Origin of the sequence: Pseudideonella sakaiensis, assembly GCF_048320135.1 — a bacterium.
GTDB lineage: Bacteria > Pseudomonadota > Gammaproteobacteria > Burkholderiales > Burkholderiaceae_C > Ideonella_A > Ideonella_A sakaiensis_A.
The window spans coordinates 3,193,930-3,217,305 of the sequence record NZ_CP182947.1 but is presented as its reverse complement, the minus strand read 5'-3'; the positions used below and the strand labels follow the sequence as shown (position 1 = coordinate 3,217,305).

The following is a 23,376-nucleotide window of genomic DNA, read 5'->3' as shown; positions in this document are numbered from 1 at the left end:
CGATGGGTGTCGGCGCAAGTTCCGGCAGCGTCAGGCGCCGCCACGTTTTCTTCATCGCCGGCTTCGATCCCAAAAGCCCGCGTTATTACCATGCGCTCTACCGCCGCGAGGCAGGTCGCCAGACGGCTGTCTCGGGGCTGCCGCTGCAGGTCGGCAGGACACGCAGCCGGCCGACCACGTTCAGCACCTCCTGGGCAATCGACTCGCCAGGCAGCACCCCGGTCAGCACCGTCTACGAGATGCTGCAGTGGGACGATATCGTCCGTGATCATTGGGCCAGCAGCGCCACCAGGGTGCTGATCGACGGCGTGCGCGCGGTGGTATTCGGTTTGCGCGATGGCGCGGTGCAGCGTTTGTTCCAACTGTTCCGCCCGCCGGTTTATGCCAGCCTGCTGCCGCTGGCGGTGATGACATTCGGCAGCCTGCTCGCGGCGGCCGTCGGCGTCGCCGTCGCTGCCGGCGTTGCAGCGGCCGCGCCTGGATGGCCCGATGCAGCCGGCCCGGTCACCGGTGTCGGTGCAAGCCTGCTGACCATCGCGCTGTTGATTCGCGTTGTCCACCGGATCCAGATCACCTGGCTGCTGCGGCTGCTTCGCTTCACGCACCTGCAGGCCATCGACCGGGTGCCGGCCCTCGATGCGCGGCTGTCGGCATTTGCGGCGCGGATCGCCGAGGTGGCCGCCGCCGAAGATGCGGCCGACGAGATCCTTGTCGTCGGTCACAGCGTCGGCGCCAGCCTGGCGATCGGCGTGCTGGCCAGGCTGGCCGATCAACAAGCCGCGGGTTCCGTCGCCACCGTGCCGACGCTGCTGAGCCTCGGCCACTGCATGCCGCTGCTCGGCACGCTGAGCCCGGCCAACGGGTTCAGGCGCGACCTGCAGGCGGTTGCCGAGGCCAACATCGACTGGCTGGACATCACCGCACCGATCGACTGGGCGGCCTTTCCCGGCATCGATCCGGTCCGCGCTGCCGGCTTGCCGCCGGTGCCGGCCGGCTGGCATCCGCGGCTGCTGTCGCCGCGTTTTCATACGCTGTTTTCGCCGGCCGCCTATGCGCGCCTGAAGGCCAACCGGTTCAAGGTCCATCTGCAATACCTGATGGCCAGCGAGCGAACCGGGCGTTACGACTATTTTGCGATCACCGCCGGCCCGCAGTCGTTGCGCCAGCGTTTCGATGACGCCGATTCCGATGTCGACCGATAAGCAACCGGCAACGGCGGCAACTGGCTGCCCGCACCGGACCGACGGCGACCAACCCGCGCTGTTCTGCCCGGCCTACCCGCAGCCGAGCGCCGGCCGGGTGCCCGGCTGGCTGCTGTTTTTCCGCGCTCGCCACTCGTGGCTGCACAACCTGTTCGAGCGCAGCTACCGGATGAAGATGGGCGAGGTCCATCTGTTCGGCAAACACGTCTACATGGTCAACGAGCCGAAATGGGTGCGGCACGTGCTCGTCGATGCGATCGCCAACTATCCGAAACACCGCCTGCTCGGCAAGGCGCTCGAACCGCTGCTCGGCGAGAGCCTGATCACGACCAACGGTGCGCAATGGCAACGCCAGCGCAGGATGATGAACCCGGCGTTCGAGAATGCCAGGCTCGCGGTGGCCTTTCCGCTGATGCTGCAGGCGGCCGACGAGCTGCTGCGGCGGCTCGACGCGCTGCCAGACGGCGCACCACACGACATGGAGATCGAGATGACCCATGTCACCGGCGACATCATCTTCCGCGCCATCCTGTCGCGGCCGATGGAAGGCGACGATGCACGCCGCATCTTCGCCGCCTTCGCCGAATTCCAGCAACTCGCGCCGCGGCTGTCGCTGCCGGTGATCTACGGGCTGAACTGGCTGCTGCCGGTGCTGGTGCCGTTCTGGCAGCGCCGGCGCAGCCGGCGAGCGGCGGCCGAGATCCGCAATCTGCTCGGCGCGCTGATCCGCCCGCGTTTCGATGCCCATCGGCAGCGCATTCCGGGCCAGACAGCCGCGCACGACCAGCCGCCACCACGCGACATCCTCGAGGCGATGCTCGATGCCGTCGACGAGACGAGCGGCAAGCCGATGTCGTTCGACGAAACCCTCGACCAGGTGGCGGTGCTGTTCCTCGCCGGCCATGAAACCTCGGCCAGTGCGCTGACGTGGGCCTTGCACCTGCTGGCCAATGCGCCGGACGTGCAGCAGCGGCTGCACGCCGAGGTCGACCGGGTGCTCGGCAAGCGCACCCCTCAAGCCGGTGACCTGCGCGAGCTGGAGCTGACGCGGCAGGTCTTCCGCGAAACGCTGCGGCTGTTCCCGCCGGTCGGTTTCCTGACCCGCGAGGCGGTGGCGGGCGACCAGATGCGCGACAAGTCGATTGCCGGCGACTCAGCGGTGGTGATCTCGCCATGGTTGATCCACCGCCACCGCGACCTCTGGTCGCATCCGGACGCCTTCGACCCGGACCGCTTCGATACCGATGCCGGCCGCGAATCGGCGAAGACGGCCTATCTGCCGTTTGGCATCGGGCCGCGCGTCTGCATCGGCGCCAGTTTTGCGATGCAGGAGGCGACGTTGCTGCTGGCGATGCTCGCGCAGCGTTACCGCTTCGAGCCGGTCCCCGGCCATGTGCCGGAGCCGGTCGGCAGAATCACGATCCGTTCCGGCAACGGTGTGGCTTTACGGATATTCAGACGATGAAAGAGCGTTTGGCGGGTTTTCTGGTGATGACCGCGGTGGTGCCGCTGGCCGTGTTCGGCTATCTGATCCTGTGGTGGGTCGGCTTGTTCGGCAGGACCGAACGCGGCCGCCAGGGCGTGCGTGCGCTCGACCACTTCGTCAATGCAACGGTATTCAACGGCTACGCCTGGGAATCGGTGTCGTCGCACGCCTGGCGCGAACGCGAACGGCGCTGGTGGGCGCCATGGGTGATCCGCATCGCCAACGTCTTCCAGACCAACCACTGCCAGCGCGCGAACAAGCGCGAGCAGGCCGTCGTCGATCTGATCCTGCAAAAACGCCTGCACGAGCAGACGATCCGGTGACTCCCCCCCGGAGCGCCTTCGGCACACCTCCCCCAGGGGGCGCCAGCAGCGGCCAGGCGGAGCCGGATCCGCGGCGTCCGCTTGATGGTGTCGCGTCGGGTGCTGAGCCCGCGCGGTCATTTGCGGCGCCGGTCAGGCGACGGCACGTGCTGTATGTCAGCGGATTCGATCCGAAGGGGCCGGCGCATTACCACCGGCTCTACCGCGAACAGGCGGCGCGGGCGGGTAAGGTCGGCGGCTACCGGGTCGAGGTCGGCAAGCGCAGCAGCCGCTGCGAGCTGTCGGCATCATGGCCGCTGCGCTTTTTTGCCGATCCGGCGGCCAGCCGGCCGGATGTCGAGACCGAGATCGAATTCCTGCGCTGGGACGACATCGTCCGCGACCACTGGACGCGCAATCCGGCGCTGCTCGCCTGGCACTTCATCAAGACGACGCTGCTTTATCTGCGCAGTGGCGCATTGTGGCGAATGGCCAGGCTGTCTTGGCCGCCGGCGCTGCTGCTGTTTGCGCCATTCCTGCTGCTGCTCGGGCTGCTGGCCAGCCTGCCGGCGGCACTGCTGATCGGCCGCTGGGTCGCCGATTCGGCCGGCTCGCTGTTGCCAGGGGTGATTGGCGGCGCAACCGTGCTCGCTGCGGCCGCCGGCCTCGCGGTCTGGGCCGAGCGGCGGATGAACCTGCAGTGGCTGCTGCGCAGCTATGTGTTCACCGCCGGCCAGGGCAGCCACGGCTGGCCGGCGCTCGAACGCCGGCTCGACGAATTCGCCGGGCTGATCGTCGAACGGGCCGGCGAGCCGGTTGATGAACTGCTGATCGTCGCCCACAGCTCCGGCAGCATCATGGCCAAGGCTGCGCTGGCCCGCGCGCTGGCACTGAATCCGCGGCTCGCCGCGGATGGTCCGCAGCTGTCGCTGCTGACGCTCGGTCAATGGTCGCCGCTGCTGAGCAGCCTGCCGAGCGCGCAGCGCTTTCGTGCCGAGCTGGCACGCATCGCGTCCGATCCGGCGCTGGTCTGGGTCGATCTGACCGCACCCGCCGATGGCTGCTGCTTTGCGCTGACCGATCCGATCGCCGCCGCCGGCCTGCCGGCAAAACGCGCCGATTTTCCGCGGCTGCTGTCGCCCCGTTTCGCCGAGCAGTTTGCGCCGGCGGCTTATGCGGCGCTGCGCCGCGACCGGCTGCTGCTGCACTTCCAGTATCTGATGGCGGGCGAGTTGCCGAGCGATTGCGACTACACCGCGATCACCGCCGGGCCGCTGTCACTTCGCGAGCGCTTCGCAGATCGGCCGTCGGTGACCGACTTCCGCCGCTTCAGGCTGTTCGGCTGATCGAGCGGCGGGCGCGCCGGCCTCAGCCACCGCGCCATTTCGCCGCCATCCCGAGCAGCGGCCGGACAGTGCGCCGCCACCATGGCAGGCCGGCGGCGCCGCGTTCGCGTGCCCGCCGCAGTTCGGCGAGCACCGATTCCGGTGTGGCCGGTCGGCCGTGCTCGTCGATATAGGTCGGGTACAGGATCAGCGCCGCAGCGACCAGTTCGTCGAGTTGACGCGGCTGGCGGCGCGCAGCGGCCTCGGCTTGCAGGTCGAGATCGCGGGTCAGACCCCAGCCGGCGTAGAACGGCGTGCCATGGGTGGTTACCGGTTTGCCACGCAGCAGCGCCTCGAAGCCGGCCAGCGAGGTCATCACATGGACTTCGTCGACACGCTCGAGCAGCGTCGCCATCGGGCTGTCGACAACGATTTCGTCGCAGCAGGCGCGGATCGCTGCATCGATCGGCCGCCCGCTGCGCAGCCCGGCCAGCAGATCCGGGTGCGGCTTGTAGACCAGCCAGGCATCGGGCCGGTCGGCGCGGACCGCGCGCAGCAGCTCGATGTTGCTGCGCACCCGGCCGGCTCCGCAGACGATCGATGCATCGCTTTCGACCTGGCCCGGCACCAGCACGATCGACTGGCCGGCGGGCAAGCCGGCCGGCCGCTGCCAGTCGGCGTCGCCGACGTTGTATTTGGTCAGCCGGGCGCCGACGATCGCCTGCCGCAGCGCCGCCGCCCTCGCCTTCAGCGGCTCGTCGAACCGGGCCTCGACGAGCAGCGTCTCCAGGTCGCATGCCGCTGCCGGATCGAAATAGATGCCACTGCGGTCGATCACCCACGACCGCGGCCGGACCAGATCGGCGCCGAGGCCGACCGAGCGCAGAAAGCCGTCCTCGAGGCGCCAGATCGGCGTGCCGGCCGGCACCCCGACCGGCACCGGAGTTGCACCCCACAAGGCGAGCACTGCGCCGGGCGGCAGCGCGTCGGCGCGTCGCAGCCGCTGCAGTGTGTGCTGCGGCAGAAAGTGCCGCGCCAGCGTCAATTTGCGCGCCGACAATCCCCAGGCATGGACCATGCTGCCCGGCTGCGGCGGCTGATGGCGCAGTGGCGTGTTCACATCGGTGCGCCGATCCGCTCGTCGCGCCGCGGCGCTTTGAACGACTGCAGGTTCAGGGCCTCGACGAAGGCATCGACGCGTTCGAAATGCTCGCGCCAGGTCGGCGCCCGATAGCTGCGCAAGCGCTCGAGCTGCGCCGCGCGGCGCGCGCTGGCGGGCGCCGCATAGTCCTCGATCGCGCCAATCCATTCGATCGCGTCGAGCGGGTCGATGAAATCGGCGATCTCGCCGGCCAGTTGCCGCAGCACCGGCAGGTCGCTGGCGATCACTGGCACGCCGGCCGCCAGCGCCTCGACGACCGGCATGCCGAAACCTTCGGCAAACGACGGAAACAACAGCGCCCGCGCATGGTGCAGCCACGTCTGCAGCATGCCATCGGTGCATTGGCGCAGCACCGTCACATAGCCTGCGAGCACGCGGCTGCGTTCGAGCAGGTCATCGACGTTCTCCGATTCCCAGCCGCGCTGGCCGATCACGACCAGGTGCGGCGCAGCGTCGCGGTGCCGCGCGACCAGCCGCTGCCAGGCCTGCAGCAGCATCAGGTGGTTCTTGCGCGGCTCGATGGTGCCGAGGACGACGAAATACGGCCGGCCACCTTCGAGCGGGCTGGCGCCGACCTCGCCGGACGCGGCGATCGCCGGCGCCAGCGGCGCGACGACGGTCGGCGGCAGCGGCAGGCCGGCCCCATCGGCAAACGTCGCGAGTTCGTCGCGCGTCGACGACGAGTTCGCGATCAGGCCGGCGCCGAGGCGCAGCATGTTCTTCAGCCGCCGCTCGTGGCGCTCCGATTCACCGGGCCGGCAGTACTCCGGATGGAGCACCGGTATCAGGTCATGGACCAGAAACAGCGGCCGCACGTTGTGCCATTTGACGACCCGCGCCGCATTCGCATCCTCGAGCCCCGAATGGCCGGTATTGAACATCACGCGGCCATGCGCATTGCCGCGGCCGATGCACGACAGCACACCCTGCCAGGCCATCGAATGCACACGCGAACGGGCGCCGGTCGGCCACTCCTCGAGCAGATCGAACAGCCGCTGCGATACCGCCTCGGAGAACAGGCCGCTGCGCTGGCCGTGGCGAAATAGCGCACGGGCATGGCGACGGTAGTGCGCCACATAAGCCAGGCTGACCCGGTCGACACCGGTCGGCAGGCGGCCGTTCGACAGCCGTGCCATCAGCCGGGTCACATCGATGACGACGGGACGATGCAACGCAGTCCTCAGAGACGCTGCCGGTTCACGGCAGCGCCCGCTGGCTTGCCACCGGATCGACGCCGGCGACGACTTCGCCGGCGTGGTCGAAGCAGTGCAGCGTCAGCCGGCCGGCAGGCCGCGCCGCAACAGGCGCCACCGCCGGCCGCGGAGGCGATGCCTGCGCCGGCAGCGGCGCGCTGGATCTGCCGATCAGACCGGCCGCGTCACCGCCATCCATCCGCTTGTAGAAGCTGCCGTTGAGCTGGGTCTGGTCGACGACATGGTTGCGGAATTTCCAGTACAGGTCGAGGTCCGGGATCTGCGTCTGCGCATCGGTCCAGAAATGGCGCAAGCCGCCCTGGAAGGTCAGACCCGGCATGTTGTAGATCGCCTTGCCGAGCGTGATCACCGGCGTCTGGTGGTGCAGCGCCGACAGGCCGACCGTGCTGTTGATGACGATCACGCCGCGCGCATGGCTCAGCAGCGTCGGCAGGTTCAGGTCGTGCACATAGCGGATGCGCTCGGCAATGCCGAGCTGACTGCCGAGGCGGCGCAGCAGCCGGCTGTAGTCGTGGTAGCCGCGGTCGAGCGGATGGTGTTTGATGACCAGCAGCGTAGCGGCCGGCGCATGTTCGGCGAACGATGTCGCCACTTCGGTGATGAAGTCGGCCACCGACTTGAAACCGGAATGGGTATGAACCTGCGAATCGCCGGCAGTCTGCAATGCGACCAGAAAAAACTGCTTCGACCAGCGTCCGCTCAGTTGCGGCAGCAGATGCCGCTGGCTGATCCGATAGACGATCTTGCGAAAATAGCTGCGCCACCAGACCAGGCCCTCGAGCATGTTCAGCGATCGGTGGTGGACGCGGTGCCTGAACCAGGGCTTGCCGAAGCTGCCGGCGATGTAATAGGCCATTGCGAGCAGCGCGGTGCGATCGAAGGTGTTGCCGATCTCCCGTTCGGGCGGTGCGGCGCTTGCCGGCAGCGCCTGGTAAAAATCGATGTCACGCGGCAGCCCCGAATAACCGTTGACGCCGTGGCGCTCGAAGGTCACGTAGTTCGGGCGGATATACCCTTCCTCGAACACCCAGTAAGGCAGGCCGCGCTGGGTGGCCAGCCTGATCGCTGCCGCATGAACCGGCCGGCAATCACCGAACAGCACGATCGCATCGATGCGGTGCTGGTCGAGAAACCGCTCCAGGTGGGCAGGCCAGGCCGGCAGCGTGCCGCGGTAGTTGGTCGAATCGTTCGGATAGAACAGCCAGTCACCGCCGCAGAAATTGATCTTGTGGACAGCAGCCGCACCGGCCCCGGCCAGCGCCTTTGCGACACCGGCAAAAAACGGCCCGATCGGTCCCTGGAGCAGCAGCACGCGTTGTCCGGCAAAGTTTTTCCAAACCTGTCTGTCCATGCGTTCGCTAAATCCGCTCCAGGCGTCAGTGATCGATCGAACGATTATCAACCGAGCCTCGGCGCAGGCACGGCGCGCCGTTTCTGCGCGGAGCGGTCGTTTATATTCCGCCGTCCAATGCAGCAACACCGGGAGCGGCCTTTGCCGATCAATTCGTATCGAGATGTGACCATCAGGTCATTTGTCGATTTTCGGCCACAGCCCGCCTTGATCGCCCTGCTCTCGGCTTCGTTGCTGGCCGGCTGCTCGGCGGTGCCGACCTCCGGCCCGAGCAGCCGTCAGATTGCCGCGACGACCGAAATCACCATTGCCGGCAGCACCTCGGTTCAGGTGGTGCCGGTGTCCGAGGCGGTCGCACGCCAGTTGATCGCGCGCCGCGACGTGCGGCTGTTCTCCGATACCTTGCGCGAGCCGAAACACGATGCGCGCAGCGGCGCGGTCGGCGCCGGCGACACGATCGAGGTCAGCATCTGGGAAGCGCCGCCGGCAACCCTGTTCGGATCCGGCGCGGCCGCACCGTCGGCCGGTGCGCAGGCGCTTGGCACCTCGCGGGCAGTCAGCTTTCCGGAGCAGGTCGTCAACCGCGACGGCACGATCAATGTGCCGTTCGCCGGCGCGATACCGGTCGCCGGCCGGACCCATGTCGAAATCGAGCAGGAGATCACACGCCGCCTGAAGGGCAAGGCGAACCAGCCGCAGGTGCTGGTCCGGATGCTGCGCAATGTCTCGTCGAACGTCACCGTCGTCGGCGACGTTGGCAGCAGCGTGCGGGTTCCGCTCGGCCCGCGCAACGAGCGCTTGCTCGATGCGCTGGCCGCCGCCGGCGGCGTGCGGTTTCCAGTCAACAAGATGACGGTGCAGGTGACCCGCGGCGACTCGGTTGCCGCGCTGCCGCTCGACACCATCATCCGCGATCCGCGGCAGAACGTGATGCTGCAGGCCGGCGATGTGATCACCGCGCTGCACGAGCCGCTGAGCTTCACGTCGATGGGTGCAACCGGCAAGAACGACGAAATCAATTTCGAAGCGCAGGGCATCAGCCTGGCGCAGGCGATGGCCAGGGTCGGCGGGCTGCAGGATGCGCGGGCCGACGCGCAGGGAGTCTTCATCTTCCGCTACGAGGACCCGCAGGCGCTCAACTGGCCGACGCAGCCGGTAGGCGTCACCGCCGATGGCAAGGTGCCGGTGATCTACACGATCAACCTGCGCGATCCGCGCAGTTTCTTCGTGATGCAGACCTTCGGTGTGCAGAACAAGGACCTGTTGTACGTATCGAATGCGCCGCTGGCGGAAATCCAGAAATTCGCCAACGTGATCTTCTCGATCGCCTTTCCGGTCGTCAATACGATCAACGCAACGCGTTGAGCGGCTGGCACGCCTCACTTGCGTGAGTCGTAGAACGCATAGGCGCTGTCGAGGTCGGGAAAATCATGCAGCCGGCCGCGGTCGAGCACGCAGGCGCGGTCGCAATGGGCGCGGATGTTGTCGATCGCATGCGACACCATGATCAGCGCGCGGTCGGCGCGTTTCTCGAACAGCTCGTACTGGCATTTGGCGGCAAACCGGTCGTCGCCGACCGCGATCACCTCGTCGATCAGGAAGCAGTCGAATTCGATCGCCATCGAGATCGCGAATGCGAGCCGTGCCGACATGCCGCTCGAATAGGTCTTCACCGGCTCGCGGAAAGCCTTGCCGAGTTCGGAAAAATCCTCGACAAAGCCGATCTTCTCGGCCGCGTCGACGCCGTAGATCCGGCAGATGAAATGCAGGTTGTCGAGGCCGGTCAGCGAACCCTGAAAGGCACCGTTGAAGGCAAGCGGCCACGAGACCGACATCCGGCGAACCACCTGCCCATTGGTCGGCGCTTCCGCGCCGGCGATCAGGCGGATCAGCGTCGACTTGCCGGAACCGTTGCGCCCGAGGATGCCGACCTTCTCGTGCGGACGGATCTGCAGATTGACGTGGTCGAGGACGACATTCGGCGCGTGTCGCGTCTTGTAGACCTTGCTCAGGTCCCTGATCTCGATCATCCCGGCGTCAGCCTCCGCCCGACACCGCGCACCTCGGCCAGCCCGAGCAGGCTGAGCACGAGGCAGAACGCGGCCATGTACGGCAGGTTGTAGTGGGTGGTCACCGCCGAGCCGAAAAAGCCGTCGCGGATCAGTTCGACGCCGTGGGCCATCGGCAGCGCCAGCACCAGATCGCGTCCGATCGGCGGCAATGCGTCGACCAGCGAGAAGACACCGGAAAACGGCAGCATGAAATAGGTCAGCGGGTGCCACAAGCGGTCGACCAGATCGCTGCGCTCGCTGAGGCCGCCGACCAGCATGCCGGTCGCGAAGCCGAACCACGCGATCATCGCCCAGCCGAAGACCACCTTCAACACGTCCTCGGGCGGCGCCATCAACTCGAACGCGATGAACAGCACCGCCAGAAAAAGGAAGGATGCGGTTGCGCCGGCGAGTTCGAGGATCAGCCGCGACAGGTAGATGTCGACCGGCTTGACGTGGCGGTGGTACAGCAGCGACTGGTTCGGCTGGATCGCGCCGATGCAGCGCCCCGGCATGTTGCGCCACAGGATCAGCGTCGAATAACCGGTCAGCGCAAAGGCGACGATCGGAATGTTCGAGCCGTGCAGAGCCCGCATCGCGCTCCAGATCAGCGAGACGCCGAGCGTGAACAGCATCGGCTCGACGAACAGCCACAGGAAGCCGATGTTGTGGCGGCCATACCGGGTGATGACCTCGCGCATCAGCAGCGCATGGATGACGCGCGACTGGATCGCAAACGACCGGCCAAGCGGCGTCGTCATCGCCGGCACTCTCCACACGTCTTCAATCCCGGTGCTCCTTCATGCCGGCAATCAGCATCGAGAACACGCCCCAGCAGACCAGGCCGACCAGGAAGGTGGCGAGGATTGCGCGCAGCCGCCGCGGCTCGAGCGCTTCATCGGGCCGGTTCGGCTGCACGATGCGTTCGAGGTACAGCTGCTGCCGCCGCGCCTCGCTGCGTGCCGTTTCGAGATTGGTCATCGCCGAGGCGACCTGGCGGTCGGCGAAGGTCCGCTCGAGCTGCAGCCGCTCGTAATCGGCTGCCTTGTCGGTGAAGGAATTGCCGCCGCCGGCGACCTTGGCCATTTCGCGCGAGATCTCGGTCGTCAGCCCGCCGACGCGGCGCTCCAGCGTCGGAATCTGCGGATTCGACGGCGACAGCGCCTTCACCTGCGCGAGCTGCAGCTTGGTCGCGATCAGCTCGTCCTGCAGCTTCGTGACCTGCTGCAACTGCAGTGCACTCTGCCGGTCCGGATCAAACACCGCGCGGCGGTTGCGGTAGCTGGCCAGCGCGACGGCGGCAGCCTTGGCCTTTGCCTCGGCCTCTGCGACGTCCTCCATCGCAAACTTGACGAGGTCGAGCCGGCCGCGCTCGTTGATCCGGTTGACCAGCGTCTCGCCCATCCTCAACAGCATCGTGTTGACCTGGTAGGCGACTTCAGGCGAATAGGCGCGCACCGTCAGTGTCGTGATCGACGACGCAGCGTCGTAGTTGACCGCGACATGTTTGCCGTAATGGCGAAACAGCGACTCGAAACTGGCATCGGCCCACGGCAGCGGGAAGCGGCTGAACGGGTCGAGGTCGGGATCTGAGAAGGCCTCGCGCACCTTCAGGTCCTTGTCAAGGAACAGCAGCGCGTCGCGCGAGGTGATGAAATCATGGACGCTGAAGGCATCGTCCTGCGCGCGCTGGAAGCCGCTACCCTGCAGCAGCGCGCCGATCACGCCGGCCTGCTGCGCCTTCTGCGGCATGCGCACGACAAAGCGCGATTCCGAGATATAGACCGGCGACGCGATGAAGCCGAAATACAGCACCGCCAGCAGCGTCGGCAGCAGCACCGTGACGACGAAGGTCGCATTGAACAGCAGCTTGCCCGGACCGCGGTTGACGACCTCGACCCAGCGGGTCACCACGGGTTTCGCGCTCCGGCCTTCGAGCTGGCCGACGGCGGTTGCCGATTCCGGGACGAGCACCTCCGCCGAGGAGGACGATGACTGCGGTTTGCTGGGAGAATTCGGCGGGCGTGAAGCGATGGGTCCGGACATGGGTCAAACGACAACGGGCGTTGCGGGTGCAAGCGGCCAGAGTGTAGCCGGCCGGTGCTGACGCCCCGGTCGTGACGCCCCGGTCGGGCACCGGGGAACGCTGCGCCGCTTTGCTGGCATGATTCGCGCTTCACCTTCCTGCCCGGCCCGCCTCGCTGCGGGTCTTCTGCTTTTTTCGGCCGTCGGCGGCCGCCCCAGAGGTATCCCGGAACCTTTCGATGGCTGCAGCATCTGCAATCGTTCGCCTGAACCGGCCGCAGCCCGCAGCCGGTCCGCAACTGGGCGAACTGAAAAACCTCGCCTTCGGCCTCAACCACGAGCATGCATTCCACATGTGGTTGTCGCTCGACGAGACGACACGCGACGAGGCGCTGCTCGACAAATACATCCTGGCGTCGATCTGTCACAGCAGCGGCGCGCACATCGCACAGCTGCAGACTGTCGACAAGGCGGTCGCCGCCGAATTTGCGCAGGCAATGACACATCGACTGCAGGCGCTGGCCGAGCTGCTGCCGAGCTTGAAGATCGGCTTCAGCCAGACCTGGCACGAAGGGCTGGACGCGCTCAGCGGGGCAATGCTCGAGGTCCACCTGATTGCACAGGCGGAGGCCCTGACGGCCTTGGCGCGGACTACCGGCTGCGACAAGTTTCCAGGCATCTCGCAATCGATTGCGCTGACCGAAGCCTATCTGTGCCTGCTGACCGGCAAGATGGAAGCCGCCGAAGCAACCGCGCTGCGCTTCGTGCGCCGGCCGTTCCTGATGCCGAGCCGGCTCGACCGCGCCCGCCTGTACAAGAAGATCCTGCCGATCCTGATCAAGACCGGCCATGTCAAGGAATACAAGGAGGTGCTGTGGCGCGGCCTGACCGGCTGGTATGGCGCGCCCGCGTTGCGCAACGAGTTTGTCGACAAGGCGATCGCCGCCTACCGCGGGCCGCTGCGGGCCCTGTTCCGCAGCGGCATTCCGTTCAACGGCCGGCTGATCTTCATGATCAGCCTGCTGACCCGACGCACCGGCCGGTCGCCGCTGCTGCGCGCCGTCGGCGTCCACCGAATGCTCGACAAGATGCTGCAGACGCAGTTGTATATCCAGAACTACATGTCGGGGCGACGCCCCTATGTGGCGCGCGAACATCGGGGCTTCCACCCGGCCGCGCTGTTCGGCCCGAAGCGGCAACGCAAGATCCTGGTGACCCGAGCAATGGGCGGCATGGGCGACGTGCTGATGATGGTGCCGGGCCTGCTGGCGCTGAAACGCAAATGGCCGGCGGCAGAAATCCACTTTGCCATCCAGAAGGGATTTTTCCCGCTGTTCGACGGCATCAGCGAATTCAAATGCCTGGACATCCATGCCGACGACATCGACATCCGCGACTACTCGCGTTGGTACGACCTGACCGATTGCCCGGCAGCGCGGATCGAGGGCCGGGAATTTCCGCATGTGCGAAGCAACCGGATCGCGATCTTCGCCGGCGCGATGGGCATCAAGCTGCGCAAGCTGAAAAAGAGCGGCATCGTGCCGCGTTACCACGTCAGTGCCGACGAGGCGCGGGCAGCCGATGAACTGTTGCAGCGCCTGAATCCGCTTGGGCTGCCGGTTTTCGGCATCCAGCCGTATTCGGCCGATACCTACAAGAACTGGCCGCATACCGAAGCGCTGGCGCAGGACCTGGCACGCGATGCCGTCGTGCTGGTATTTCACAACGAGCCGTTTGCCGGTTATGAAGGCGACAACATCCACAAGATCATCAAGCCGATCCGCCAGTCGGCCGCATTGGCGGCGCGCTGCGCGACGCTGATTGCGCCGGATTCGTCGTTTGTCCATCTTGGTGCCGCGCTTGGCGTGCCGACGGTGGGCATATTCGGCCCGACCAACGGCTATGTCTTTGGTCGGCATTACCAGCAGGTCTTCAAGATTGCCGCGCCGGCTCGGGCGGACTTTGCCTGTTCGCCATGCTGGCGCAATGAAAACCGCTTGTGCGCGGTAGCCGACGATCGCGAAAGCGTCTGCCTGCGCCAGATCTCGGTCGAACAGGTGAAGGCCGTGATCGAGCGGCCGATGCCGAGCCGCTGGGAGCGGATCAAGGACGAGATCAGAGACCATTTCTGGAGATGACGAGCAGCATGCGTTATGACTTCCTGGCCGAATACAAGGCCGCCATCGAGGGTTTGCAGGTCCTGCTGAACCCGGCCCATGTAGCGGCGGTGGAACAGGCCGCGCAAAAAATCGGCGACTGCATCGAAGGCGGCGGCAAACTGCTGCTGTGCGGCAATGGCGGCTCGGCTGCCGATGCCCAGCACATCGCGGCCGAGTTGATCGGGCGCTACAAGACCGAACGCCGCGGCCTCGCAGCGATCGCGCTGACCACCGACTCATCGGTGCTGACGGCGTGGAGCAACGACTATCAATACGAAACCGTCTTTGCGAGGCAGGTCGAAGCACTGGGCCGCGCGGGCGACCTGCTGATCGGCATCTCGACCTCCGGCAATTCGGCGAACGTGATCGCGGCGGTCGAAGCCGCGCGCGAACTCGGCGTCGGCACGATCGGCCTGCTCGGCCGCGACGGCGGCAAACTGCGCGCGGCATGCGATGTCGCGGTGGTCGTGCCGCTGACCGATACCGCCCGCATCCAGGAGGCCCACATGGTGACCTACCACTCGTTGTGCGGCGCGCTGGATGCGCGATTTACCACGCCGGATCCGCGACGCGCCGCCTGAACCTGTATCCGATTCGACCGCAGCCTGGGACCTCCCGATCCAACGCGCTGTTTTCCCAGTTTCTCAACGGCTACCGCCGGCCAGTCCATGACCGATAACGACCTCCAGGCCCAACTGCAATCGATCGAGCGCAAACTCGACCGGGCACTCAACGAACTCGAGTTCGTCAAACACCGCACCGCGACCTATCTCGGCGACAACGTCGGCCTGACCTACCTCGTCGACGAGACGCCGGTCTACGTCAATACCGACGATTTCGGCTGCCCGGCAAACTTCATCAATGGCGGCCGCTACGAAGAGGAATACATCTCGATCCTGCGGTCGTTCCGCAAGCCGCGCAGCGTCTTCCTCGACATCGGCGCCAATCTGGGTGTCTTTTCGCTGCGCCTGGCGCCGATGCTCAGGCATGGCAGGATCTTCGCGTTCGAGCCGAATCCGAGAATCCATGACCTGTTTGCGCGCAGCTCATTTCTTGGCGGTTTCGATCCGACGATCCGCATCCTGCCTTTTGGCGCGTCCGACTCGGAGCGGGAGGTCAGTTTCCACGTGCCGCGCGACCATGCTGGCGGCGGCGCGATCGGCAGTGGCGGCGCCAGCGATGGCGATCAGTTCACGATCCAGGTCAAGCGGCTCGACGACTGGCTGCCGCAGGATCTGCGCGTCGACATCGTGAAAATCGATGTCGAAGGCCACGAACTCGCCGTCCTCCGCGGCATGCAGCGCATCCTCGACAGAAGCCCGTCGGTGGCGGTGTTGTTCGAGAAGCTGGGCACCCATACCGGCATCGAGGCCGATATCTGCGCGTTGCTCGAACCGATGGGACTGAAACTGCACCTGGCCAACGGAACCCGCCTCGAGCCGGTGACCGGCGACAGTTTTGCCGGCAAGGCCGGCTATTTCCTGGCCACGCGGGAGGATGTCATCCATGGTGAACTCGAGCGCGACTTCGTCAATATCTTTGGTGTCGACCTGAATCTTCGCCACGGCGCGTTGCATGCGGACGACCGTTATGTGCTCGATGCCGCAACGGTCTCTGAAGGCGAAGTCTTTTTTTATGGTCCCTATTGGTACCTCGCGCGCGGCACCTATCGGATCGAACTGATCGGCGAGCTGTCTGGCCAGATGCGCCTCGAACTGACCGAACGCTTCGGTTTCGGTGTGCAGAGTTTCCTGCTCGGCAACGGACGGACGGCCGTTGACGTCGCAGTGCATCGCGACCTGACGAAGTTCGAGCTGGTCGGCCGCAGCGCCGGCAGCCCGTGTGCGCTGCAGCTCGAGCGGATCAAGCTGACCCGACTCGGTTGAATCTGTCAAACAGCACGCTATCCGCTCCGCTACGATTGCCGCTGCTGCCATGTCGCACCAACGCCGGCGCAGTCATCTTCCGCCGACATTCCGATCGCCCTCTGCCGTCCACCCATGAAACTCGATTCACGCATCTACGTTGCCGGCCACCGCGGCCTTGTCGGCTCGGCACTGGTACGCCGACTGCGCGCAGCCGGTCACGACAAGCTGCTGACCCGCACCCACGCCGAGCTCGACCTGACCGACGAAACTGCGACGCGTGACTTCCTGCTTGCCGAGAAGCCGGATTACGTCTTCCTGGCTGCCGCCAAGGTCGGTGGCATCGTCGCCAACAACACCTATCCGGCCGAATTCATCCGCGACAACCTGGCGATCCAGTCGTCGGTGATTCATGGCGCGTATCTGGCTGGCGTCAAGCGGCTGATGTTTCTCGGCTCGAGCTGCATCTATCCGAAGCTGGCGCCGCAGCCGCTGCGCGAGGACAGCCTGCTGACCGGCCCGCTTGAGCCGACCAATCGCGCCTATGCACTGGCCAAGATCGCCGGCGTCGAGATGTGCTGGAGCTACAACCGCCAGTACGGCACGCGCTACCTGGCGGCGATGCCGACCAATCTTTATGGTCCCGGCGACAACTACCACCCGCAGAACAGCCACGTGATCCCGGCGCTGCTGCGCAAGTTTCACGAGGCGAAGCAAAGCGGCAGCGAGGTCGTGACGGTCTGGGGATCTGGCACGCCGCTGCGCGAATTCATGTTCAGCGACGACATGGCCGCTGCCTGCGTGCACCTGATGCAGTTGCCGGACGACCGCTTCGAGCGCCTGCTCGGCAGCGATGAGACGGTCAGTGGCCGCTTCGAGCCGCCGCTCGTCAATGTCGGCGTCGGCGAGGACCTGACGATTGCCGAGCTGGCCGCGCTGATCGGCCGCACCGTCGGCTTCGAAGGCCGGATCGAATTCGACACCAGCAAGCCGGATGGCACGCCGCGCAAGCTGATGGATGTCAGCCTGCTGCGCAGCACCGGCTTCGAGCCGAGGACCTCGCTGGCGGAGGGTTTGAAGGCCGCTTACCGGGACTTCGTCGCGTCGCTGGGCTGAGGCCGCCGGCTGCTGGCGGATTCACTCAGCAGCGCGAATCGGGGCTGAAGCCCCTCCGACAAAGCCATCACCCGCCCCGCGCCAGCACCGGTCGCAATGCCGCGCCGGTATGGCTGGCCGGACTCGCAACCAGCGCCTCCGGGTCACCGGCCGCGACGATCGTCCCGCCGCCGCCACCGCCTTCCGGCCCGAGGTCGATCACCCAGTCGGCCTCGGCAACCACATCCAGGTCGTGCTCGATCACGACGACGCTGTGGCCGCCGCTGACCAGCCGGTGCAGCACCGCGATCAGTTTCGAGACGTCGGCCATGTGCAGCCCGACCGTCGGTTCGTCGAGCACGTACAAGGTGTGCGGCGCCTTGTTGCCGCGTTTGCCGACATCGTCGCGCACCTTGCTCAGTTCGGTGACCAGCTTGATCCGCTGTGCTTCACCACCACTCAGCGTCGGTGATGGCTGGCCAAGCGTCAGATAACCGAGGCCGACATCCTTCAGCAGCCGCAGCGGGTGGGCGATCGCCGGCATGCTGGCGAAGAAGTCCGCCGCCTCGTCGACCTCCATCTGCAGCACGTCGCCGATGCTTTTTCCGCGCCAGCTGACCGCCAGTGTCTCCGGGTTGAAACGCTGGCCGTGGCAGATGTCGCAGGGGATCTTCACGTCGGGCAGAAAACTCATCTCGATCGTCTTCATGCCCTGCCCTTCGCAGCCCGGGCAACGCCCCTCGCCGGTATTGAAGCTGAAGCGGTTCGGCGCATATCCGCGCGCCCGCGCCTCCAGCGTCTCCGAGAACAGCTTGCGGATCGCATCCCAGAAGCCGATGTAGGTGGCCGGACAGGAGCGCGGCGTCTTGCCGATCGGCGTCTGGTCGACTTCGAGCACGCGGTCGATGAAGCCCCAGCCGTCGATCTGCTCGCAGCCCTGCCAGTTCGGCTTGCCGCCCTTGCTGTTGATGAACAGCAGATTCGCCAGCAGCACATCGCGCGCCAGTGTCGATTTACCGGATCCGCTGACGCCGGTGATCGCAACCAGCCGCTGCAGCGGAATGTCGACGCTGACGTCCTGCAGGTTGTGCAGGTTTGCGCCTTCGACGCGCAGGCTCTTGCGCGAGACGCCCTCGCTTTGCCCGGCGCTCCAGAATTCGACCGGCCGCCGCGGCTGCTGCGGATGCCGCATCGGATGCGCCAGCATCCGGCCGGTCTGCGACTCGGGGTTTGCCGACAGCTCGGTCGCCGAGCCTTCGGCAACCAGCCGGCCGCCTCTTTTTCCGGCGCCGGGGCCGATGTCGATCAAGTGATCGGCGCGGCGGATCGTATCCTCGTCGTGCTCGACGACGACCAGCGTATTGCCCTTGTCGCTGAGCGTCTGCAGCGCATCGAGCAGCACCTGGTTGTCGCGCGGATGCAGGCCGATCGTCGGTTCGTCGAGCACATAACAGACGCCCTGCAGGTTGCTGCCGAGTTGCGCCGCGAGGCGAATGCGCTGCGCCTCGCCGCCGGACAGCGTCGGCGCCGCACGATCGAGCGTCAGATAACCGAGCCCGACCTCCTCGAGAAATTCGAGCCGCGCCTTGATCTCGCTGACGACATCGCGCGCGATCTCCGCATCGCGCCCGGCCAGCTGCAGCGCCGCAACCCATTTGCGCGCCTCGTTGACCGACCACTGCGCCACCCAGGCGATCGAATGGCCCTCGAAGGTGACGCTGCGCGAGACCTCGTTCAGCCGCGTGCCATGGCAATCCGTGCACGGTTCGTCGACGACGCCCTCGGCCTCGGCTTCGTCGGACGGAAAACTCTGCTCGCGGCCCTTGTTGTCGTCGTCGCGCACCGAGTCGTCGTAGACCTTGCGCTGCTCGCGCGTCAGCGCCAGCCCGGTGCCGACGCAGGTGCTGCACCAGCCGTGTTTGCTGTTGTAGCTGAACATCCGCGGATCGAGTTCCGGATAACTGGTGCCGCAGGTCGGGCAGGCGCGCTTGATCGAGAACACCTTGACGCTGCCGAGCGCGGCAGTGGTGCGCTCTTCGGCCATCGCACTGTCGAGCCCGTCGAGCGGCGCCAGCAGGTGCATCACGCCCTTGCCGAGTACCAATGTGCGTTCGAGCAGGTCGCGCAACGCCCCCTCGTTGGCCGCATCGACGACCAGATCGCCGACCGGCAGTTCGAGCGTATGTTCCTTGAAGCGGTCGAGCCGCGGCCAGCGATCGGTGGCGATGAATTCGCCGTCGACCCGCAAATGGCTGTGCCCGCGCGCCTTCGCCCACTTCGCGAGATCGATATAGAGCCCCTTGCGGTTGATCACCAGTGGCGCCAGCAGGCCAACATGCTGGCCGCGGTAATCGCGCATCAACTGCGCGGCGATGCTGCCGACCGATTGCGGCCGCACCTCGGCGCCGTCCTTCGGGCAATGCTGCAGGCCGAGCTTGACGTAGAGCAGGCGCAGGAAGTGCCAGATCTCGGTGACCGTCGCGACCGTGCTCTTGCGCCCGCCGCGCGACAGCCGCTGCTCGATCGCGACCGTCGGCGGGATGCCGTAGACCGCATCGACCTCTGGCCGCCCGGCCGGCTGCACGATGCTGCGTGCATAGGCATTCAGGCTTTCGAGGTAGCGGCGCTGCCCTTCGTTGAACAGGATGTCGAAGGCCAGCGTGCTTTTGCCGGATCCCGAAACACCGGTGATGACGCTGAACTTGCCGCGCGGAATCGCGACATTCAGCGACTTCAGGTTGTGTTCGCGGGCATTGACGATGCGGATCGTTTCATCCGAACCCCCTCTCCCCGCCGGGGAGAGGGTGGGGGTGAGGGGTGAGCGCGAGGCATCGGCTGGCGAGGAGCCACCCTCACCTGCGGTGCGCATTCCGGCTGGCAGGCCGGAATCGCTGCGCGGGCTCGCGGCATGCCGCTCGAAATCCCCGCTCCGCCCCCAACCCTCTCCCGCCAGCGGGAGAGGGAGTTCCTTTATTGCGCCAGCGGTGTAGCGCTCAGCGCCCTTCTCCGCCACCCGCCCGACGCCGAACCCCATCGCGACGTCGTAATCGGCCAGCGCACGGCCGGTGTGCGAGCGCGGATGGCGCTTGACCTCCTCCGGCGGGCCGACGCAGACGACCTCACCGCCGCCGTCGCCGCCCTCCGGGCCGAGATCGATCAACCAGTCGCTGGCGCGGATCACGTCGAGGTTGTGTTCGATCACGACGATCGAATGGCCGCCTTCAAGCAGTTTGCGGAAAGCGCGCATCAGCTTCGCGATGTCGTCGAAGTGCAGGCCGGTGGTCGGCTCGTCGAACAGGAACAGCCGCCCCTTCTTCGCGACCGGCTGGCGGCTCGCGGTGCGGCTCTGCGCCGCCTCGGCGAGAAAACCGGCCAGCTTCAGGCGTTGCGCCTCGCCGCCGCTCAGCGTCGGCACCGGCTGGCCGAGTCGCACATAGTCGAGGCCGACATCGACGATCGGCTGCAGCGTGCGGATCACCTCGCGGTCCTGCGCAAACAGCTGCACCGCCTCGCTGACGGTCAGCTCGAGCACGTCGGCGATGCTCAGCTCGCGGTTCAGATCTGCCGGCAGCCGGCGCTCGATCTTCACCTCGAGCAGTTCGGCACGGTAGCGGCGGCCGTCGCAATCGGGGCAACGCAGGTAGACGTCGCTGAGAAACTGCATCTCGACATGTTCGAAGCCGGATCCGCCGCAGGTCGGGCAACGGCCGTCGCCGGCGTTGAAGCTGAACATGCCGGCGCCATAGTTGCGCTCGCGCGCCAGCGGCGCCTCGGCAAACAGCTTGCGGATCTCGTCGAAGGCACCGACATAACTGGCCGGGTTCGAGCGCGCGGTCTTGCCGATCGGCGACTGGTCGACGAACACCGCATCGCTGAGCCAGTCGGCGCCGAGCAGCTGCTCGTGCGCGCCCGGCGTCTCCGTCGGCTTGCCGAAATGGCGCGCCAGCGCCGGATACAGCACATCCTGGATCAGCGTGCTCTTGCCGGAGCCGGAGACACCGGTCACCGTCACCAGGTGCAGCAGCGGAAATTCGACCGTGATGTGTTTCAGGTTGTGTTCGCTGGCGCCTTCGAGGATCAGCTTCGGCGTCGCCGGGCCGACCAGCCGCTTGATGCCCATGCCGACCTGCTTGCGTGCGCCGAGGTAGGCGCCGGTCAGCGTATCGGCCTTGCGGATCTGCTCCGGCGTGCCGTCGAAGACGATCTGGCCACCGCGTTCGCCGGGCCCCGGCCCCATGTCGATCAGCCGGTCGGCGGCCAACATCACCGCCGGATCGTGCTCGACGACGACCAGCGTGTTGCCGGCATCGCGCAAGCGGTGGATCGCCTCGACGATGCGGTCCATGTCGCGCGGATGCAGGCCGATGCTCGGCTCGTCGAGCACGAACATCGTATTGACCAGCGAGGTGCCGAGTGCGGTCGTCAGGTTGATCCGCTGCACCTCGCCGCCACTCAAGGTGCGGCTCTGCCGGTCCAGCGTCAGGTAGCCCAGGCCGACGTCACACAGGTAACGCAGCCGGGTGCGGATCTCGCCGACCAGCAGCTGCAGCGCTGCATCGACCGAGGCACCTTCGGCAGCACCACTGCCGGCGGCGGACGCCGGCAGGGCGCCGCTGGCCAGACGGTCGACGAAGGCACGCAGCGTGACGATCGGCATCAGCATCAGGTCGTGCACGCTCAGCCCGGGCAGCGCCTCCAGCTGCTCGCGGCGCCAGTCGACCCCAGCCGGCATCGCGCGCTGGCCGGGCGGCAGCACCGCATCGGCATCGCGCTTGCTGCCGAGTCGCCACAACAGCGCTTCCGTTTTCAGCCGCGCGCCCTGGCAGGCCGGGCAGGTCGTGTAGCTGCGGTATTTCGACAGCAGCACGCGGATGTGCATCTTGTAGGCCTTCGATTCGAGGTATTCGAAGAAGCGCTTGATGCCGTACCACTGCTTGTTCCAGTTGCCGTTCCAGTGCGGCGAGCCGTTGATCACCCAGTCGTGCTGCGCCTGCGTCAGCTGCTGCCACGGTGTGTCGCGCGGGATGCCGGCCTCGCCGGCATATTTCAGCAGGTCGTCCTGGCATTCCTTCCACGCCGGCGTCTGGATCGGCTTGATCACGCCGGCGCGCAGCGTCTTGCGGGGATCGGGGATCACCAGCCCGTAGTCGACACCGATCACCCGGCCGAAACCGCGGCAGATCTCGCAGGCGCCCATCGCCGAATTGAAGCTGAACAGCGATGGCTGCGGGTCGGCATAACGGATGTCGCTGTCCGGGCAGTGCAGCCCGGTCGAGAAGCGCCAGATTTCCGGCGCCTGATCGGCGTCGGCGGCCAGCACCGTCACATTGAGTCGACCGCTGCCACGCCGCAGCGCGGTCTCGATCGCCTCGATCACGCGGATTTTTTCGGCCCCCTGCAGCCGGAAGCGGTCGGCGACGACGTCGAGCACCTTGCGTGGTCCGGTCGGCGATTCGACGATGCGCTCGGCCTGCACCCGCGTATAGCCGCTGGCGGCCAGCCACTGCTCGACTTCCTCACCGGTCACGCTGGCCGGCAGTTCGACCGGGAAGGTCAGCACCAGTCGCGGGTCGCCGGCGGCGGCACTGCGCGCCAGCAATTCGTCGTAGATCGTTTCCGGCGAATCGTGGCGCACCGGCTGCGCGGTCTTGCGGTCGAACAGGTCGGCACCGCGGGCGAACAGCAGCTTCAGGTGGTCGTTCAGTTCGGTCATCGTGCCGACCGTGCTGCGGCTGGTACGCACCGGATTGGTCTGGTCGATCGCGATCGCCGGCGGCACGCCATCGACCCGATCGACCGCCGGCCGGTCCATGCGGTCGAGAAACTGCCGCGCATAGGCGCTGAAGGTCTCGACATAACGCCGCTGGCCTTCGGCATACAGCGTGTCGAAAACCAGGCTCGACTTGCCCGACCCGCTCGGCCCGGTGATCACCGTCATCTCGCCGGTGCGGATATCGAGATCGAGGTTCTTCAGGTTGTGCTGACGGGCGCCGCGGATGCGGATCAGGCCGGAACTCATGGAGGCGGTTTCCTTCGCAGAAGGCTCGCGATTCTAGGGACCGCCGCTTGCCCGCCGTCGCCACGGGCCTTTCGCGCTATGCTTGATGCGAACTCGCGGAGATCGAAATCACCGTCGTCG

Annotated in this window: 16 protein-coding genes; 9 read left to right on the top strand and 7 right to left on the bottom strand. The window is 66.5% G+C overall.

The window, feature by feature from the left end:
* Positions 1 to 2: 2 nt before the first annotated feature.
* The 4 genes from ACNH6H_RS14555 to ACNH6H_RS14540 all read left to right on the top strand — a co-directional run bounded on the left by ACNH6H_RS14555 (position 3) and on the right by ACNH6H_RS14540 (position 4,336).
* Positions 3 to 1,202: a hypothetical protein gene (locus tag ACNH6H_RS14555; RefSeq protein WP_418318635.1), complete on the top strand. Its 1,200-nt coding sequence runs from the start codon at positions 3 to 5 to the stop codon at positions 1,200 to 1,202.
* Complete coding sequence (locus ACNH6H_RS14550) at positions 1,189 to 2,667, top strand: cytochrome P450 (RefSeq protein ID WP_418318634.1); 1,479 nt, start codon at positions 1,189 to 1,191, stop codon at positions 2,665 to 2,667. Before ACNH6H_RS14555 ends, ACNH6H_RS14550 begins: the two co-directional genes overlap by 14 nt.
* Positions 2,664 to 3,011, top strand: a complete 348-nt coding sequence (locus ACNH6H_RS14545; RefSeq protein WP_418318633.1) for a hypothetical protein — start codon at positions 2,664 to 2,666, stop codon at positions 3,009 to 3,011. Before ACNH6H_RS14550 ends, ACNH6H_RS14545 begins: the two co-directional genes overlap by 4 nt.
* A gap of 146 nt (positions 3,012 to 3,157) precedes the next feature.
* Positions 3,158 to 4,336 carry a hypothetical protein gene (locus tag ACNH6H_RS14540; RefSeq protein WP_418318632.1) on the top strand — a complete coding sequence of 393 codons (1,179 nt, stop codon included), beginning with the start codon at positions 3,158 to 3,160 and terminating at the stop codon, positions 4,334 to 4,336.
* Positions 4,337 to 4,358: 22 nt separating this feature from the next.
* On the opposite strand, the gene ACNH6H_RS14535 is transcribed toward ACNH6H_RS14540, so the two are convergent.
* Genes ACNH6H_RS14535 through ACNH6H_RS14525 form a run of 3 tightly spaced genes read right to left on the bottom strand, consistent with a single transcriptional unit; the run spans position 4,359 to position 8,042 of the window.
* Positions 4,359 to 5,435 carry a beta-3-deoxy-D-manno-oct-2-ulosonic acid transferase gene (locus ACNH6H_RS14535; RefSeq protein WP_418318631.1) on the bottom strand — a complete coding sequence of 359 codons (1,077 nt, stop codon included), beginning with the start codon at positions 5,433 to 5,435 and terminating at the stop codon, positions 4,359 to 4,361.
* Entirely contained in the window at positions 5,432 to 6,649 is a 1,218-nt protein-coding gene (locus ACNH6H_RS14530; protein WP_418318630.1) for a glycosyltransferase family 4 protein, read from the bottom strand. The genes ACNH6H_RS14535 and ACNH6H_RS14530 overlap by 4 nt, the downstream gene beginning before the upstream one ends.
* A 25-nt stretch (positions 6,650 to 6,674) precedes the next feature.
* Positions 6,675 to 8,042: a capsule biosynthesis protein gene (locus ACNH6H_RS14525; protein WP_418318629.1), complete on the bottom strand. Its 1,368-nt coding sequence runs from the start codon at positions 8,040 to 8,042 to the stop codon at positions 6,675 to 6,677.
* 207 nt (positions 8,043 to 8,249) lie between these two features.
* On the opposite strand from ACNH6H_RS14525, the gene ACNH6H_RS14520 reads away from it, so the two are divergent.
* Positions 8,250 to 9,407, top strand: coding sequence for a polysaccharide biosynthesis/export family protein (locus ACNH6H_RS14520; RefSeq protein WP_418318628.1), 1,158 nt, complete (start codon positions 8,250 to 8,252; stop codon positions 9,405 to 9,407).
* Between the two features lie 14 nt (positions 9,408 to 9,421).
* Here the strand turns inward: ACNH6H_RS14520 and ACNH6H_RS14515 are convergent, their stop codons facing one another.
* From ACNH6H_RS14515 to ACNH6H_RS14505, 3 genes are read right to left on the bottom strand one after another with little or no spacing between them, the layout of a single operon-like run.
* Positions 9,422 to 10,072 carry an ABC transporter ATP-binding protein gene (locus ACNH6H_RS14515; RefSeq protein ID WP_418318627.1) on the bottom strand — a complete coding sequence of 217 codons (651 nt, stop codon included), beginning with the start codon at positions 10,070 to 10,072 and terminating at the stop codon, positions 9,422 to 9,424.
* Positions 10,069 to 10,854, bottom strand: coding sequence for an ABC transporter permease (locus tag ACNH6H_RS14510; RefSeq protein WP_418318626.1), 786 nt, complete (start codon positions 10,852 to 10,854; stop codon positions 10,069 to 10,071). Before ACNH6H_RS14510 ends, ACNH6H_RS14515 begins: the two co-directional genes overlap by 4 nt.
* 22 nt (positions 10,855 to 10,876) lie before the next feature.
* A complete protein-coding gene (locus ACNH6H_RS14505) occupies positions 10,877 to 12,067 on the bottom strand; it encodes a hypothetical protein (RefSeq protein WP_418318624.1) in 1,191 nt (396 codons plus the stop codon).
* 290 nt (positions 12,068 to 12,357) lie between these two features.
* On the opposite strand from ACNH6H_RS14505, the gene ACNH6H_RS14500 reads away from it, so the two are divergent.
* The 4 genes from ACNH6H_RS14500 (at position 12,358) to ACNH6H_RS14485 (ending at position 17,258) form a co-directional block, all read left to right on the top strand.
* Positions 12,358 to 14,256, top strand: a complete 1,899-nt coding sequence (locus tag ACNH6H_RS14500; RefSeq protein ID WP_418318622.1) for a glycosyltransferase family 9 protein — start codon at positions 12,358 to 12,360, stop codon at positions 14,254 to 14,256.
* Positions 14,253 to 14,858 carry a D-sedoheptulose 7-phosphate isomerase gene (gene gmhA / locus ACNH6H_RS14495; protein WP_418318621.1) on the top strand — a complete coding sequence of 202 codons (606 nt, stop codon included), beginning with the start codon at positions 14,253 to 14,255 and terminating at the stop codon, positions 14,856 to 14,858. The genes ACNH6H_RS14500 and gmhA overlap by 4 nt, the downstream gene beginning before the upstream one ends.
* Before the next feature lie 87 nt (positions 14,859 to 14,945).
* On the top strand, positions 14,946 to 16,163 hold the full coding sequence (locus tag ACNH6H_RS14490; RefSeq protein ID WP_418318620.1) for an FkbM family methyltransferase: 1,218 nt from the start codon (positions 14,946 to 14,948) through the stop codon (positions 16,161 to 16,163).
* A gap of 114 nt (positions 16,164 to 16,277) precedes the next feature.
* Complete coding sequence (locus tag ACNH6H_RS14485; RefSeq protein ID WP_418318618.1) at positions 16,278 to 17,258, top strand: GDP-L-fucose synthase family protein; 981 nt, start codon at positions 16,278 to 16,280, stop codon at positions 17,256 to 17,258.
* A 67-nt stretch (positions 17,259 to 17,325) separates the two neighbouring features.
* On the opposite strand, the gene uvrA is transcribed toward ACNH6H_RS14485, so the two are convergent.
* Positions 17,326 to 23,256 (bottom strand): excinuclease ABC subunit UvrA, encoded by a 5,931-nt coding sequence (gene uvrA, locus ACNH6H_RS14480; protein WP_418318616.1) that lies wholly within the window; start codon positions 23,254 to 23,256, stop codon positions 17,326 to 17,328.
* Positions 23,257 to 23,376 lie beyond the last annotated feature (120 nt).